The organism is Streptomyces incanus, assembly GCF_042656345.1.
In the GTDB taxonomy this organism is placed as follows: Bacteria; Actinomycetota; Actinomycetes; order Streptomycetales; family Streptomycetaceae; genus Streptomyces; species Streptomyces incanus.
The window spans coordinates 153,906-169,014 of record NZ_JBHSPC010000037.1; the positions used below are offsets into that span (position 1 = coordinate 153,906).

15 protein-coding genes and 1 pseudogene are annotated in these 15,109 nt (G+C 73.2%); 2 read left to right on the top strand and 14 right to left on the bottom strand.

The genetic code is table 11. The features are described 5' to 3' along the window. Positions 1-22: 22 nt before the first annotated feature. From ACFP2V_RS14980 to ACFP2V_RS14995, 4 genes are all read right to left on the bottom strand, one after another. Entirely contained in the window at positions 23-1,357 is a 1,335-nt protein-coding gene (locus ACFP2V_RS14980) for an RNA polymerase sigma factor (RefSeq protein WP_381211345.1), read from the bottom strand. 69 nt (positions 1,358-1,426) lie between these two features. Next, positions 1,427-1,783 (bottom strand): YciI family protein, encoded by a 357-nt coding sequence (locus ACFP2V_RS14985; RefSeq protein ID WP_381211348.1) that lies wholly within the window; start codon positions 1,781-1,783, stop codon positions 1,427-1,429. 142 nt (positions 1,784-1,925) lie between these two features. Further along, on the bottom strand, positions 1,926-2,975 hold the full coding sequence (locus ACFP2V_RS14990) for an LCP family protein (RefSeq protein ID WP_381211486.1): 1,050 nt from the start codon (positions 2,973-2,975) through the stop codon (positions 1,926-1,928). 335 nt (positions 2,976-3,310) lie between these two features. Next, entirely contained in the window at positions 3,311-4,369 is a 1,059-nt protein-coding gene (locus ACFP2V_RS14995) for a LacI family DNA-binding transcriptional regulator (protein WP_381211351.1), read from the bottom strand. A 181-nt stretch (positions 4,370-4,550) separates the two neighbouring features. Between ACFP2V_RS14995 and ACFP2V_RS15000 the strand changes: the two are divergent. Further along, positions 4,551-4,922, top strand: a pseudogene (locus ACFP2V_RS15000) (glycosyl hydrolase); the annotation flags it as partial. A 220-nt stretch (positions 4,923-5,142) separates the two neighbouring features. Here ACFP2V_RS15000 and ACFP2V_RS15005 read toward each other — a convergent pair. From ACFP2V_RS15005 to tsaB, 4 genes are read right to left on the bottom strand one after another with little or no spacing between them, the layout of a single operon-like run. Continuing rightward, positions 5,143-5,412 carry a hypothetical protein gene (locus tag ACFP2V_RS15005; protein ID WP_381211354.1) on the bottom strand — a complete coding sequence of 90 codons (270 nt, stop codon included), beginning with the start codon at positions 5,410-5,412 and terminating at the stop codon, positions 5,143-5,145. Beyond that, positions 5,409-6,518, bottom strand: a complete 1,110-nt coding sequence (tsaD, locus tag ACFP2V_RS15010) for a tRNA (adenosine(37)-N6)-threonylcarbamoyltransferase complex transferase subunit TsaD (RefSeq protein WP_381211357.1) — start codon at positions 6,516-6,518, stop codon at positions 5,409-5,411. The genes ACFP2V_RS15005 and tsaD overlap by 4 nt, the downstream gene beginning before the upstream one ends. Continuing rightward, positions 6,511-7,095 carry a ribosomal protein S18-alanine N-acetyltransferase gene (rimI, locus tag ACFP2V_RS15015; protein ID WP_381211488.1) on the bottom strand — a complete coding sequence of 195 codons (585 nt, stop codon included), beginning with the start codon at positions 7,093-7,095 and terminating at the stop codon, positions 6,511-6,513. The genes tsaD and rimI overlap by 8 nt, the downstream gene beginning before the upstream one ends. Before the next feature lie 5 nt (positions 7,096-7,100). Further along, complete coding sequence (gene tsaB / locus ACFP2V_RS15020; protein ID WP_381211360.1) at positions 7,101-7,754, bottom strand: tRNA (adenosine(37)-N6)-threonylcarbamoyltransferase complex dimerization subunit type 1 TsaB; 654 nt, start codon at positions 7,752-7,754, stop codon at positions 7,101-7,103. A gap of 209 nt (positions 7,755-7,963) precedes the next feature. Between tsaB and ACFP2V_RS15025 the strand changes: the two genes are divergently transcribed. Further along, positions 7,964-8,518, top strand: coding sequence for a hypothetical protein (locus ACFP2V_RS15025; protein ID WP_381211363.1), 555 nt, complete (start codon positions 7,964-7,966; stop codon positions 8,516-8,518). Between the two features lie 61 nt (positions 8,519-8,579). Here ACFP2V_RS15025 and ACFP2V_RS15030 read toward each other — a convergent pair whose 3' ends face one another. The 6 genes from ACFP2V_RS15030 to ACFP2V_RS15055 form a co-directional block, all read right to left on the bottom strand. After that, the gene (locus ACFP2V_RS15030) at positions 8,580-8,765 is read right to left on the bottom strand and encodes a hypothetical protein (protein ID WP_381211366.1); all 186 of its coding nucleotides are present in this window, start codon (positions 8,763-8,765) and stop codon (positions 8,580-8,582) included. A gap of 196 nt (positions 8,766-8,961) precedes the next feature. Then, a complete protein-coding gene (gene tsaE, locus ACFP2V_RS15035; RefSeq protein ID WP_381211491.1) occupies positions 8,962-9,486 on the bottom strand; it encodes a tRNA (adenosine(37)-N6)-threonylcarbamoyltransferase complex ATPase subunit type 1 TsaE in 525 nt (174 codons plus the stop codon). A 90-nt stretch (positions 9,487-9,576) separates the two neighbouring features. Then, positions 9,577-10,815 (bottom strand): alpha/beta fold hydrolase, encoded by a 1,239-nt coding sequence (locus tag ACFP2V_RS15040; protein WP_381211368.1) that lies wholly within the window; start codon positions 10,813-10,815, stop codon positions 9,577-9,579. Between the two features lie 112 nt (positions 10,816-10,927). Beyond that, positions 10,928-12,103 (bottom strand): alanine racemase, encoded by a 1,176-nt coding sequence (gene alr / locus ACFP2V_RS15045; RefSeq protein WP_381211371.1) that lies wholly within the window; start codon positions 12,101-12,103, stop codon positions 10,928-10,930. Positions 12,104-12,236: 133 nt separating this feature from the next. Beyond that, the gene (locus ACFP2V_RS15050; protein WP_381211374.1) at positions 12,237-13,739 is read right to left on the bottom strand and encodes an NAD(P)H-hydrate dehydratase; all 1,503 of its coding nucleotides are present in this window, start codon (positions 13,737-13,739) and stop codon (positions 12,237-12,239) included. Positions 13,740-13,894: 155 nt separating this feature from the next. Then, a complete protein-coding gene (locus ACFP2V_RS15055; RefSeq protein WP_381211377.1) occupies positions 13,895-15,091 on the bottom strand; it encodes an RNA-guided endonuclease InsQ/TnpB family protein in 1,197 nt (398 codons plus the stop codon). Positions 15,092-15,109 lie beyond the last annotated feature (18 nt).

Genomic DNA, 15,109 nt, shown 5'->3' on the forward strand with positions numbered 1-15,109 from the left:
GCCTCCCTCAGCCTCCCGCCCGTCAGCCTCCCGCCCGTCGCAGCAGCATCTCCCGTTCCCGCTCGTTCCTGGTCAGGGATGCCGCTCGTTCGAATTCCGCGCGGGCCTCCTCGGTGCGGCCGAGGCGGGCCAACAGGTCTCCTCGGACGCTCGGCAGGAGGTGGTAGCCCCGGAGCGCCGGTACGTCGGTCAGGGCGTCGACGAGGGGGAGGGCGGCGGCGGGACCGTCGGCCATGGAGACGGCGACCGCGCGGTTGAGTTCGACGACCGGGGACGGGGCGCGGGCGGCGAGGAGACCGTAGAGGGCGACGATGCGGCGCCAGTCGGTGTCCTCGTAGCGGTACGCGTGCGCGTGGCAGCCGGCGATGGCGGCCTGGAGGACGTACGGGCCCGGGGCGCCGCCCGCCGTCGCGTCGGCTCGGGTGAGGGCGGTGATGCCGCGGGCGATGAGCATGCGGTTCCAACGGGCCCGGTTCTGGTCCTTGAGCAGGACCGGTTCGCCGTCCGGGCCGGTGCGGGCGGCGGCGCGGGAGGTCTGGAACTCCAGCAGCGCGGTGAGACCGTGGACCTCGGGTTCCCCGGGCATCAGCCCGGACAGCACACGGGCCAGCCGCAGCGCGTCCTCGCACAGGCCGGGGCGCAGCCAGTCGTCGCCCGCGGTGGCCGCGTACCCCTCGTTGAAGATCAGGTAGATGACGTCGAGGACCGAGCCGAGGCGGGCCGCGCGGTCGGGGCCGTAGGGCACCTCGAAGGCGACGTTCTCCGTCGCGAGGGTCCGCTTCGCGCGCACGATCCGCTGGGCCACCGTCGGTTCCGGGACCAGGAACGCGCGGGCGATCTCGGCCGTGGTCAGACCGCCGAGCAGGCGCAGGGTGAGGGCGATGCGCGCCTCGGCCGACAGGGCCGGGTGGCACGCGGTGAAGACGAGCCGGAGCAGGTCGTCGTCGATGCCGTCGGGGTCGGCGAGGTCTGCGGGGTCCTCCGGCGGGGCGACGGCCGAGGGGTCCCGGCCGATCTCGGCGAGCTTGCGGGCGTAGTTCTCGCGGCGCCGGATCAAGTCGACGGCGCGGTTCTTGGCGGTGGCCATGAGCCAGGCGCCCGGATTGTCGGGCACGCCGTCCCTCGGCCACTGCTCCAGCGCGGCGACGAGGGCGTCCTGCGCCAGTTCCTCGGCGATGCCGACGTCACGGACGACGCGGGCCACGCCGGCGATCACCCGCGGGGACTCCAGACGGAAGACGGTCTCGACGGTCCGGCGCGCCCGGACGGCCGCGGGGGACCCGGCCGGGTCACCGGGCGCGGTGGCTGCCGCCGTCTCGGCCGCGCCGTGCGGGACGGGGATGGGCTGCGATGTCACAGCCCACCCTCACACACCCCTACGACACCGGAGGCCGGAAAGCGGCCCCGCCGGGCCGCTCCGCCGCCGTCAGCCCTCGACGATCTCCCGTACCTCGCAGGTCACCGTCCAGTGCTCCTCGTGCACCTTCAGGAACCGCTCGGTCCACTCGATCGCCTCGGCCCTGTCCTTGGCCTGCATCAGCGCATAGCCCCCGATGACCTCCTTGGACTCGGTGAACGGACCGTCGGTCACGGACAGTTGTCCACCCTCGTAGTGCACCCGGGCGCCCTGGGCCGTCGGGGTCAGCCCGGCGGTGTCCAGCAGGACCCCGGCCTTCGTCATCTCCTCGATCAGTTCACCCATCCGCTGCATCAGCTCGGGGCTGGGCCCCTCCGCAGGCGCGTTGGACTCGTCGATCCGGACCAGGGAAAGAAAGCGCGGCATGGTGACTCCTCATGTCGTCGTGTCGTACGGGCCGGGCCCTTCCCGGCCTCTCACCCCCTGCGTCGAACGGGCGACGCCGGAATCGACACGCTCCCCCGGATTTCCCCGAACTTTCTTGAACCTTCTTCCGGCGCGCCGCGAGTCACCGCAGCGACGCCCACAGCTCGTCCGCCTCCGGCTGGTCCGCCACCACCCGGTCGGCGTCCCAGGGCGCCGGGACCACCGGCATCATGACGGTGGTGACGGCGGTCGACGACAGGCCCTGCAGGCTCCGGGCGAAGCGGTTCAGCTCGGCCGGCGAGTCCAGGCCGGTGTCGGTCGTGAGGCTGCTGGTGACCGCGTCGGCGGCCTCGTACAGCTTCACGGGGTCGGTCAGCAGGCCCTGCTTCCCGATCCGGTCCAGCAGCGCCTTCACCAGCGTGTGCTGGAGGCCTATGCGGCCGAGGTCGCTGCTGTCCCCGATGCCGTACCTGGTGCGGGCCAGCGCGAGGGCCTCGGTGCCGTCCAGGTGGTGGGTGCCCGCTTCGAGGTTCAGATGGCTCCGGTCGTCGTCGATGTCCTCGTCCGTGGTGACGGTGACGCCGCCGAGCACGTCGACCAGGCGGGCGAAGCCGGTGAAGTCGATCTCGACGTAGTGGTCCATGCGGACGTCCGTGAGCAGCTCGGCCGTCTTCACCGCGCACACCGGCCCGCCCACCTCGTACGCGCTGTTGAACATCGCGTGGGACGCCGGCCGCGTCGACCCGCCGTCCGGCAGCGGGCAGGCCGGGCGGTCGACCAGGGTGTCGCGCGGGATGCTGACCACGGTCGCGGCGGTCCGGCCGGCGTCGAGGTGGACGACCATGGCCGTGTCGGAACGGGCCCCGCCGCTGTCGCCGCCGCCGAGTGCCCGGTTCTCTCCGCCACTGCGCGAGTCCGAGCCCAGCACCAGGATGTTGAGGGACCCCGTCGGCAGGGGTGAGGCCGAGGCGGACGCCGAAGCACCCTGGCCGGGGGTGGTTCCCCTGGCCGGACGGTCGTCGCCCAGGGCGCTGTCGATGTCGACGCTCGTGATGTTGTCGCCGAGCTGCCAGTACGCCCAGCCGGCCGCCCCGGCGCCCAGCGCCAGCGCGCCCGCCAGAGCGAGACCGGCGAACTTCAGCGCCCGCGCCCGGCGGTGCGGTCGCTGTTCCGTCGGCGGGTCCGTCCCTATGCCCGCGCCCTCGGAAGCTTCCGAGGGCGCGTCCGAAGGCGCGTCACTTTCGGACTCGTCGTGCCCTTCGTCGGAGCCCTCGCCCTGGTCCTCGTGTCCCCTCACAGGCAGGAACGTAAGTCCGAATTATGGCAACCAACACCCTCCGGACTGTTTTCTTGTGAAGTTCTCAGACTTCACCGCCTGGACTCACCCTGAGAACAGCCGAGTTGGCGGCCGACCGCACGGCACCGCGCGAGTCCCGAACAGCGAAACTTTCGAAATCGTCAGCGACAGGCTTCGAGCGCCGCCCCGCCGACGCCCAGAAGCCCAGAAGCCCGGAAGCCCGGAAACCGTCAGCCTCCGGCCGGCGGCGCCCCCGTGCTACTGCGCACCACCAGGCTCGTCGCCAGTTCCACCCGGGTCGCGGCCGCCGCCGCGTGCTCGCCCTTGCCGAGGTCGAGCACCAGCCTGGCAGCCGCCTCCGCCATCTCCGTCAGCGGCTGCCGTACGGTCGTCAGCGGCGGCCCCACCCAGCGGGCCACCGGCAGATCGTCGAACCCGACCACGCTCAGGTCCTCGGGAATCCGCAGGCCCAGCTCACGCGCCGCCTCGTAGAGACCGAGCGCCTGGAGGTCGTTGCCGGCGAAGACCGCGGTGGGCCGGTCGGGGCGGCGCAGCAGGGCGAGGCCCTGGCGGTACCCGGTCTCGTGGTGGAAGTCGCCGGTCATGATCAGCCCGGGGTCCACCGGAAGCCCGCCGGTCTCCAGCGCGGCCCGGTAGCCGTCGACGCGGGCGCGGCTGCACATCATCTGCGAGGGCCCGCTGACGGCCCCGATCCTGGTGTGCCCCAGCTCGAGCAGGTGCCGGGTGGCGGCGAGTCCGCCTTGCCAGTTGGTCGCGCCGATGGAGGGCACGTCGGTGCCGGGATCACCGGCCGGGTCCATCACCACGAACGGGATGGAACGGCTGGTCAGCAGCGCCCGCCCGGACTCGTCGAGGCCGGACAGCACGAGGATCACCCCGTGCGGGCGGCGCGCGGCGACCTGGTCGGCCCAGGTCCGCCCCGGGGTGAGCCGCCCCGCGCTCTCGGAGAGCACGACGCTCAGTCCGGCGTCCCTCGCCACGTTCTCCACGCCCCGGATGACCTCCATCGCCCAGGCGCTCTCCAGTTCGTGGAAGACCAGGTCGATCAGCGGCGAGCGGGTGGCCTCGGCGCGCCGGCGCCGGTAGCCGTGGGCACGCAGCAGTTCCTCGACCCGGCTCCGGGTGGCGGGGGCGACATCGGCACGGCCGTTGAGGACCTTCGAAACAGTCGGCGCGGAGACACCGGCCTCGCGGGCGATCTCGGCAAGGGTCGCAGTCTGCGTACTGCGCCCTCGCGTCCGGGTTTCGGCGGGCTGCGAGGAAGTCATGGCCGCGATCGTATCCCTGCGGACCCCCTTGACGAAGTATTCCTCGCGCCATAAATTCCCGGAACATTCGATATAAATTCCGAAACATTCGCAACTCAAGGCGCCCAAGGCAGTAGCCCCACCGCAGACCCCGTCATGGAGAACGTTCGTGAGAGGGCCGTCCGTCCTCGACAGGAGTTTCATGACCACCGCGCCCTGGCGTGACCCCGCCCTGCCCGCCGCCGCCCGGGTCGACGACCTGCTCGCCCGGATGACCCTGGAGGAGAAGACCGCCCAGCTGTACGGGGTCTGGGCCGGCGCGGGCACGGACGGCGAGGGAGTCGCCCCGCACCAGCACGACATGACCTCCGACCACGACGGGGGCGAGCTGATCGTCCACGGCCTGGGCCGGCTCACCCGCTCCTTCGGCACGGCCCCCGTCGACCCGGATCTCGGTACGCGGGCGCCGGCCCGCGCCCAGCGCCGGATCACGCGGGCGGGCAGGTTCGGCATCCCGGCGGTCGCGCACGAGGAGTGCCTGGCCGGATTCACCGCCTGGCAGGCCACCGCCTACGCCACACGGCCCACCTCACCCTCACCGGCCCCCTCCGCGAACTCGGCTCCGACCGGCGGCTGGTATGCGGGACGGAGGTGTCGGACGGGGTGTGACGGGGGGACGGACACCGGGGCAGGGGCAAGGGCAGGGGGCAGGGACAGGGGTGGCGAGGGGCGTTGCCGGCCGGGGCCCGCAACGCCCCTCGCCCCCACGCACTCACCCCACGCTCAAGACGCGGTCAGCCCGTCCCCACCGACTCGAACCGCCACCGGTGCGCCGCCCGCGTGACCAAGTCCGCTCCCGGTTCGGGCAGTTCGGGCAGGTCGGCGTTGTACGGGGCGTCCCACCAGGTGATGACGAGGACCCGGTCCTGCGGGGCGCGGAAGGTCTCCCGGCGCAAGGGGGCGGGATCGGCGGGCAGTTCCCGCACCCGCTCCTCGGCCCAGGCCAGCAGCGCCTCGCCCCGGCCGGGTACGGCCCGCGCCTCCCACATCAGCGCGACGGTCACGAGTACAGGTTCTCCTTGCTCACCTCGTGCACATGGTCGTGGTCGCGGTCGGGGGCGTGCGAGTGGCCCGGCACGTGCGGTTCCGTCACCGGGAGGGACGAGTCCGCGGACAGGTCCCAGTCGGAAGCCGCCCGGTTACGGGCGACCATCTCGGCGCCCAGGGCGGCCACCATCGCGCCGTTGTCCGTGCACAGCCCCGGGCGCGGTACGCGCAGCCGGATGCCCGCCGCCTCGCAGCGTTCCCGGGCCAGCGCCCGCAGCCGGGTGTTGGCGGCCACTCCGCCGCCGATCATGAGGTGGTCGACGCCCTCGTCCTTGCAGGCACGTACGGCCTTGCGGGTGAGCACGTCCACGACCGCCTCCTGGAAGGAGGCCGACACGTCACGCACCGGGACCTCCTCCCCCGCCGCCCGCTTGGCCTCGATCCAGCGGGCCACAGCCGTCTTCAGACCGGAGAAGGAGAAGTCGTACGCGGGGTCGCGCGGCCCGGTCAGTCCGCGCGGGAACGCGATCGCGGACGGGTCGCCCTCGCGCGCGTACCGGTCGATGACCGGGCCGCCGGGGAAACCGAGGTTCAGCACGCGCGCGATCTTGTCGAAGGCCTCGCCGGCCGCGTCGTCGATGGTGGCGCCCATCGGACGGACGTCGGAGGTGATGTCCGAGGAGAGCAGCAGCGAGGAGTGGCCACCGGAGACCAGCAGCGCCATCGTCGGCTCGGGGAGCGGCCCGTGCTCCAGCTGGTCCACGCAGATGTGCGAGGCGAGGTGGTTGACGCCGTACAGGGGCTTGCCGAGGGCGTAGGCGTACGCCTTCGCCGCCGAGACGCCGACCAGCAGCGCACCGGCGAGACCCGGACCGGCGGTGACGGCGATGCCGTCCAGGTCCCGGGCGCTCACCCCCGCCTCCTTCAGCGCGCGCTCGATGGTGGGCACCATCGCCTCCAGGTGGGCGCGCGAGGCGACCTCGGGGACGACACCGCCGAAGCGGGCGTGCTCGTCGACGCTGGAGGCGACGGCGTCCGCCAGCAGGGTGGTACCCCGGACGACGCCGACACCGGTCTCGTCGCAGGAGGTCTCGATCCCCAGTACCAGGGGTTCGTCAGCCATGAGTCTCGGTTCCTTCTACGCCGTTCACTGAGGTCGCGGGGTTCCCGGGGTTCGCCGGATTGACGGAGGTGGACGGGTCGGCCAGCCGCATCACCAGGGCGTCCACGTTCCCCGGCTGGTAGTAGCCCTTCCTGACCCCGATGGTCTCGAAGCCGAAGCGCTCGTACAGCTTCCGGGCCCGGACGTTGTCGATCCGGCACTCCAGCAGCACCTCGGCGCACTCGAACGCGGTCGCCGCCCGCAGCAGCTCCGTCAGCAGCCGCGAGCCGAGGCCGGTGCCCCAGTGGTCCCGGCTGACGGCGATCGTCTGGACGTCGGCCACCCCGGTCGCCGCGCCCTCGTCGCCGTCGGCCGCCGCACCGGCGGAGGTGAGGCCCGCGTATCCGACGAGACGGCCGTCCTCCTCCGCGATCACGTAACGGCGGGTCGCCGCGGGACCGCGCGCATGGGCCAGCTCGGACCAGAACATCCCTCGTGACCAGGCGTCCTCGGGGAACAGCTCGCGCTCCAGCCGGAACACGCGCTCGATGTCCCACCAGCGCATCTCGCGCAGCGCAACCTTCTCGGGCCCTGTCACTTGTGTCACTTGGGGGTGACCACCTTGTAGTTCTTGGGGACCTGGGCATCGGGGCGGCGCAGGTACAGCGGCCGGGGCGCGGGCAGTTCCACGCCGGCCGCCAGCCGCTCGGCGGCCAGCCGGGCGAGGGCGGCGGCGGTCACGTACTCGGGCTCGTGCGCTGCGGGGAAGGTGTCGGGGTACAGCAGCGCGCCGGCGCCGACAGCGGGCAGCCCCGCGACCTGACCGGCGATGTCGGCGGGCCGGTCGACGGCGGGGTCGGTGAGGCGGGTACGGGAGTCGGCGTACCGCGCCCAGTAGACCTCCTTGCGGCGGGCGTCGGTCGCCACGACGAAGGGGCCCTCCAGGTCGGCGGCGTACGCGAGGCCGTCCAGCGTGCACACGCCGTGCACGGGGACACCGAGCGCGAGCCCGAAGGTGTCCGCGGTCATCAGGCCGACCCTCAGCCCGGTGTACGGTCCGGGGCCGATGCCGACGACGATCCCGGTGAGGGCGTCCACCTTCAGACCGGCCTCGGCGAGCACCCGGTCGATCGCCGGGAGCAGCAGTTCGCCGTGGCGGCGGGCGTCCACCTGGCTCGACGAAGCGATGACGTCGTCGCCGTCGTGCAGCGCGACGGTGACGGCAGGGGTGGCGGTATCCAGAGCGAGCAGGAGCACACAAACAGCCTACGGCTCCCCGTGCCCCGTGTCGGACGGCCCGGTCGAACGGTCACGTACTGCTACCGTCACATCGACGTATGCGCATTTCGGATAATTCCGGACGATCCCGGATGATCGCCACCGGGGTGGCGGCGACAGCGGGTGCGACGGGAGAGCGGGTCCCACGGGACACTGCGGGCCGGAGCGGGACAGAGGTGGTGACGGCGGTGGCGGGCAACAGCTCGGCGATCGTGGCGGGACTGACCGCGGCGGCCCTCCTGACGGTCGGCGTCCTCGGCTACCAGGCGTCGGCGAACGCGCCGGCCGCTCCGCACGCGGCCCGCACGGACACGGGCAGCGCACGGGCCGCCCCGCAGGCGGACCGGGGCAAGCACTCCCCCGCCGCCCTGCCCGAGGGCTCCGGCCAGGGTCCCCGGGTCGTCTACGCCCTGGGCGACGACCGGGTGTGGCTGGTCGAGGAGGGCGGCAAGGTCCGGCACGCCTTCGTGGTCAGCCCCGGCACGGTGGACCCGGAGCCGGGCACCTACCGGGTCACCTCCCGCTCGAAGTCCACCACGGGATCGGACGGCATCCCCGTCGAACACGTCGTCCGCTTCGCCGGCAACGGCCGCACGGCGATCGGTTTCAGCGCGGCGATCGACGGATCGGCCCCGGAACCGGACCCGAAGGTCCCCACCGGCGGCATCCGCGAAACCCGCGCGGACGGCGAGGCGATGTGGAAGTTCGCCACCATCGGCCGCACGGTCGTCGTCGTGCGTTAGCCGCGACATCGCCCACCACCCATGACGTACGACGTACGACCACGGCGGTGACGGGCCTGGATCAGGCGGCCTCGCGGTGGCCGTCGCCCGGCTCGGCGAGCCGGGGCCGCGGGTGCGGTTCGGGAGCGCGGGGCGGTGTGGAGATCGCGGCGGCGGCCGCGCCGGCCGCCAGCAGGTCGCGCATCGACACCCCGGCGAACGACTGCGGCCGCGCCTCGGTCCGGCGAGAGATCTCGGTGGCCGGCATGGACGCCTCCTGAGGCCGGGGGCGGACGTGGTTAGGCAGACCTAACTACGAGCTGGATACCATGTGACCACGCCCGGGACACCAAATGCAAGATTTTACCGACACCTTGTCGGAACGCCCGGAGAACGGACCCCACGGGCACAGCGCGCCGGCCCGCCCCGCCCAGACCGACGGTGCGCTCAGGCCGACGGTGCGCTCAGGCCGACAGCGCGCTCAGGGCCGACAGTGCGCTCAGGTCCGTGCCCGTCCAGCGGTCGCCCAGGCCGGTCAGCGTCACGTGCCGGACCTCGTCCGTGGTGTCGCCGACCGCGCGGTGGATGACGAGCTGGAGCCGGTCGTCGGTCAGCTCCTCGAGCCTGCCCTCGCCCCACTCCACGACGATCACCGACTCGGGCAGCGAGACGTCGAGATCCAGGTCCTCCATCTCGTCCAGTCCGCCCGACAGCCGGTACGCGTCGACGTGGACCAGCGGCGGTCCGTCCCCCAGGGACGGGTGCACGCGGGCGATCACGAAGGTCGGGGAGGTGACGGCGCCCCGCACCCCGAGCCCCTCGCCGAGCCCACGGGTCAGCGTGGTCTTGCCCGCGCCCAGCTCGCCGGTGAGCATCACGAGGTCGCCGGCGCGCAGCAGCTTGGCGAGGGCACGGCCCAAATCCCGCATCCGGTCGGGGGAACTGACGACCAACCGGACGGACGGGGGGGACGCTGCGACTTCTTCCATCATCACTCACTCGCAGTAGTACATGGGCACACCCCGCAAGGGGTCGGTTCGGGCTGGACCACCGCCGGAAAAGGCCGGCAGCCGTCTCCGTCAGGAGGAGGCGGGGTCACAGCCACCCACGGTAGCCGCGGCGGGCACCGCCCCGGTGCGGGCGAGCAGATCGGCGAGACGGTCGGTGACCACTTCCGGATGCTCCAGGATGACCAGATGCCCGGCGTCCGGTACCAGCACCAGTTCGGCTTCCGGCAGCAGCCCGGCGATGACCTCGCTGTGCTCGCTGGGCGTGAGCAGGTCCTTCACCCCGGCCAGCACGAGCACCGGGAGGCCGGTGAAGTGGGCGAGGGCCTCGGTCTTGTCGTGCTCGCTGAAGGCCGGGTAGTACTCGGCGACGACGTCGATCGGGGTGGACTCGATCATCCGCTCGGCGAACCGGGCGACGGCCGGGTCGACGTCCCGGGCCGCGAACGAGTACCGCTTGATGATCCCGGCGAACAGGTCCGCGGTGGCCCGGCGCCCCTTCTCCACCAGCTCGGCCCGCTGCCCCAGCGCCCTCAGCACCCCCGGCAGCACCCGCCGCACCGCGTTGACCCCGGCCACGGGCAGCCCGAAATTGACCTCGCCCAGCCGTCCCGGCGAGGTGCCGACGAGGGCGGCACCGACGACCCGCTCACGGATCAGCTCGGGGTACCGGTCGGCGAGGGCCATCACCGTCATCCCGCCCATGGAGTGCCCGACCAGCACGATCGGCCCCTCGGGGGCGGCGGCGTCGATGACGGCCTTGAGATCCTGCCCCAGCTGGTCGATGGTGACCGGCTCGCCCCGCTCGACCTGGGCCGCACCCCGCGCGGAACGGCCGTGGCTGCGCTGGTCCCAGTACACGGCCCGTACGACACCCCTGAGCGCGGCCCGCTGGAAGTGCCAGGAGTCCTGGCTGAGGCAGTAACCGTGGCTGAAGACGACGGTGACGGGGGCGGGTGACTTGCGGCCGAACAGCCGGCGGCGGCGCGCGGGAGTGGCGTCCGGGTCCGGGTCGGGGTCGTCGACCTCGTAGTACAGCTCGGTGCCGTCCTCGGCGTACGCCCTGCCGGGGGTGCCGCGCAGCGAGCCGTACGGTCCGGTGGAGTCGAGGGCGAGCCGGGCCTTCTTGCGCATGCCCCGGCCGACGGTCATCCGCTCTATGGCCACCCCGGCGGCGGCACCCGTGGCGAGCACACCTATCGCGACGCCGGCGACCCCGGTCGCCCGGCGCCAGCCACCGGACGCTTCGGCGACGGAGGCGGCAGCCGTCGTGACGGCGGTGTTGACGGCCCCCGCACTGCTCTCGCTCACGTACTGGCTCCTCTGTCGTTCCTCATGCGCGTGCGGTCGGATGAGCGTACGGACGTACGGGCGTTCTGGCGTACTACTTCGTCATGCCGTCACGCCGTCATGCCTCACGCCGTCACGCCGTCACGTCATTCACATGGACGCGCGGGACGCGGGTTCCGATCCGGGTGACGATCTCGTACCCGATGGTGTTCGCGGCCTGCGCCCAGTCCTCGACGGTGGGCTCGCCGCGGTCGCCGGGGCCGAAGAGCACCGCCTCGGTGCCCGGCGGAGGCTCGTCCCCGCCGAGGTCGACGACGAACTGGTCCATCGCGATCCGCCCCGCGGCCGTACGCCACTTGCCCTCGACCAGTACCGGACCGGCGGAGGAGGCGTGCCGCGGGATGCCGTCCGCGTAGCCGAGCGGGACCAGGCCGAGGGTGGTGGCGCCCGGGGTGACGTAGTGGTGGCCGTACGAGACGCCGTGCCCGCCGGGGACGTGCTTCACCAGGGCGAGGGAGGCGGTCAGGGTCATCACCTGACGCAGCCCGAAGTCGGCAGGGGTGCCGATCTCGGGGCTGGGCGAGACGCCGTACGTCGCGATGCCGGCCCGGACGAGATCGAAGTGGCTGTCGGGGAGGGTGAGGATGGCCGGCGAGTTGGCGATGTGCCGGACCTCGGGGTCGACCCCTTGCTGCTCGGCGTACGCCACCATCTCCCGGAAGCGGGTGAGCTGGGCGTCGATGGAGGGGTGCCCCGGCTCGTCGGCGCAGGCGAGGTGCGACCACAGGCCGACGACGCCCAGCAGGCCGTCGGCCTCGGCGGCGAGGGCCGCGGCGACCAGCTCGGCCCAGTCCGCGGGCGCGCAGCCGCCCCGCCCCAGGCCGGTGTCGGCCTTGAGGTGCACGCGCGCGGGCCGCCCGGCGGCACGCGCGGCCGCGGTGACCTCCTCCAGCGCCCACATGCCGCTGACGCCGACGTCGAGGTCGGCCTCGATCGCCTCCCGCCACGGCCCGCCGGGCGTCCACAGCCAGCACATGACGCGTACGTCGGCGGGGACCCCGGCATCGGGCGCGCGCAGCGCCAGCGCCTCCTGCGGGGTGGCCGTGCCGAGCCAGGACGCCCCGGCCTCGACGGCCGCCCGCGCGCACGCGAGGGCGCCGTGCCCGTAGGCGTCCGCCTTGACCACGGTCATGAGGGCGGCACCGGACGCATGGGCGCGCAGGCTTCGCACATTGGCGCGCAGCGCGGCCAGATCGATCTCGGCACGGGCCCTGAAGGTCGCACTCCGCACAGCATCTGTCTCGTTCATCGCGCTCCAGTCTCTCAGAGCGGTACGACACCCCATCGGGAGCGGTACGGCAAGGGCGGCCCCGGCGGGACGGTACGGCGCCACCGGGCGCCGGGCGGGGCTCCACCCGTCCGGGGACCCCGCGCTTTCGGACTCACCCGCGCATGACGTCCCGCCACGCCCCCGGGATCGCCTCCGCCACGTCGTGCGCCCCCACCGGCGCGCCGTCCGCCGCGTGACGTCCCGCGAGCCCGTGCAGGTAGGCCGCCACGCTGCCGGCGTCCCGGGCCGGCAGTCCCGCCGCCAGCAGCGAGCCCGTCAGGCCGGACAGGACGTCCCCGCTTCCGGCCGTGGCCAGCCAGGACGTCCCGGTCGGGTTCACCCGTACGGCGGTACCGTCCCCGTCCTCCGGGTCGGCGACCAGTGTCGTGGAGCCCTTGAGCAGCACGGTCGCCCCGTATCGTCCGGCCAGTTCACGCGCCGCGGCCAGCCGGCCGGCCTCGACCTCCTCACGCTCCACGCCGAGCAGCGCGGCGGCCTCTCCGGCGTGCGGGGTCAGCAGGGTCGGCGCCCGGCGGTCCCGTACGGCCGAGGCGTCGGCCAGCCGCAGGCCGTCCGCGTCGATCAGTGCCGGGACGTCCGCCGCCAGCACCTCCGCCACCGGGCCGGCGTCGTCCCCGGCACCCGGCCCGACGACCCACGCCTGCACCCGCCCGGCGTGCTTCGGCCCCCGGTCGGACACCAGTGTCTCGGGGAAGCGGGCGATCACGTCCCGCGCGGCGGGACCGGCGTACCGTACGGCCCCGGCGCCGCCCCGCAGCGCACCGGCGACCGCGAGCACGGCGGCGCCGGGGTAGCGGGCGGACCCGGCGGCGACCCCGACGACACCGCGCCGGTACTTGTCGCTCTCCGCGCCGGGCACCGGCAGCAGCCGGGCCACGTCGGCGTGCTGGAGCGCCTCGAGTTCCGGCTCGGCGGGCAGGTCGAGACCGATGCCGACGAGCCGCACCGACCCCGCGTACTCCCGTGCCGGGTCGATGAGCAGCCCCGGCTTGTGCGTCCCGAAGGTCACCGTGAGGTCGGCCCGGAGCGCGGTGCCGCGCACCTCGCCGGTGTCCGCGTCGACGCCGCTCGGCAGGTCGACGGCGACGACCGTGGCACCGGACCGTTCGGCGGCACGGGCGAGCGGCACCGCCTCCGGGCGCAGCCCGCCCGTGCCACCGATTCCGACGATGCCGTCCACGACGAGATCGGCCCGTCGGACCGCCGCGACGGCAGCGGTATCGGCATCGGGCCCCGTGTCGGCGTTGGCATCGGCGTCGGCATCGGTGATCCCCACGGTCCGGCCGCCCGCCCGGCGCAGGGCCGCGAGCCCGGCGGCATGGACGCGCTCCGGCGCGAGCAGCACCGCCGTGACGCCCGCGCCGCGCCGGGCCAGCCGGGCGCCGGCATAGAGGGCGTCGCCGCCGTTGTCCCCGCTGCCGACCAGCAGGACGACCCTGCTGCCGTAGACCCGGCCGTAACCCCGCCCGAGCAGGTCCGCGCAGGCCGCGGCGAGCCCGGCGGCGGCGCGCTGCATCAGCGCGCCCTCCGGCAGCCGCGCCATCAGGTCCCGCTCCGCCGCCCTGACCGTCTCCACGCTGTACGCAGTACGCATACCTCCGAGTGTCCCGCACGGAACGGTCCAACTACCTTTCGCCGAAGGCCGTCCCGCGCCTCTCAAGCCGGTCGAAAGTTATCGAAGCCCACGCGCCCGTCGAGAACTGCTACAACTTGAATGCTCTCCCTCTTACAGCGAGGGAGATTCCTGGCTCACGCCGCTTGGTCGCTCGGCGAGCGGTCGAGTCTTACGCGATCAACACCAGCCGGGTTCAGACCTGCCCGGAGAAGCATCACGCGGGCGGAGTTCTTGTCTCTGGGGGAGACGGCTCCGCACGCGGTGCAGGTGTAGGTACGTTCCGACAGCGGCAGTGCGTGCTTGGTTCTCGCTCCGCACCGGGCGCAGTCCATGGTGGTGTGCGCGGGATGTACCAGGCGCACGTCCCGCCCGTGTTTGCGGCCCATCTCGAGCAGGGCCCGTTTGGTGGCGCCGATCGCAGCGTCGGCGGCCTTGCGGGCCGTGGACGTGCGGGCGAGGAACTTCGGGCGGAAGTCCTCCACCGCGATCACGTCGTGGTCGCGCACGATCTTCTTGGCCCATTTGCGGGCGGTGTCCTGCCGTTGCCGGGCGATCCTCGCGTAGGTCTTCGCCCGCAGCCGCTTCGCCTCCCGGTAGCCCCGCGAGGCGGCCTCCCTCCTGGCGGGTCTGCGGCGGGCCATCATCCGGTCGTAACGGGCCAGCTCCTCCTTGGCCTTGTGGCCGTGCCGGGCGTGCGGGAGGTCATGGGCGTCGCTGGTGGTGGTCGCCGTCTCCGTAACGCCCCAGTCGATCCCGATCACCGCACCGGCAGGCTCGAGCGGCTGCAGCACGGCGGGGACGACGAAGGAGGCGTACCAGTGGCCGAGGCTGTCGCAATAGACCCGCGCGCTCGACGGCTCGTCCGGCAGCGCACGCGACCACACCACCCCCACCACGATGCCGCCCGCGAGGTACAGGCGCCCGCCCTTGAGCCGGAAACCACGCCGCGTGTAGTTCAGCGTCGGCCGCGCCTCACGCTTCTTCCGGTGCTTCGGCATGCCCGCCCGCCGCCCAAGCGGCAGACGGTCCTTGATGTCCTTGAGGGCCTTCGCCCGGGCCTTGGTGAAGTCGCGGATGACCTGCTGCTGCACTACCGAGGAGCCCACCGTCAACCAGGGCGTGACCGCACGGGCCCCGGTCAGCATCTTGTCCAGCCGGGCGGGACCGCACAGCTCCCCGTCCCGGTGGGCCTTCTTCGCACGCGCCACGCACTCGTTCCACACCCACCGGCAGCGATCCCACTCCCCCTCCAGCGCCCCCCGGGCAGCCGACGACACACGCAGCCGGTAGGTATAACGGGCCCACCCGACCGCCTCCACTGCCTGCACCATGCCCTCCCCAAGACCTCC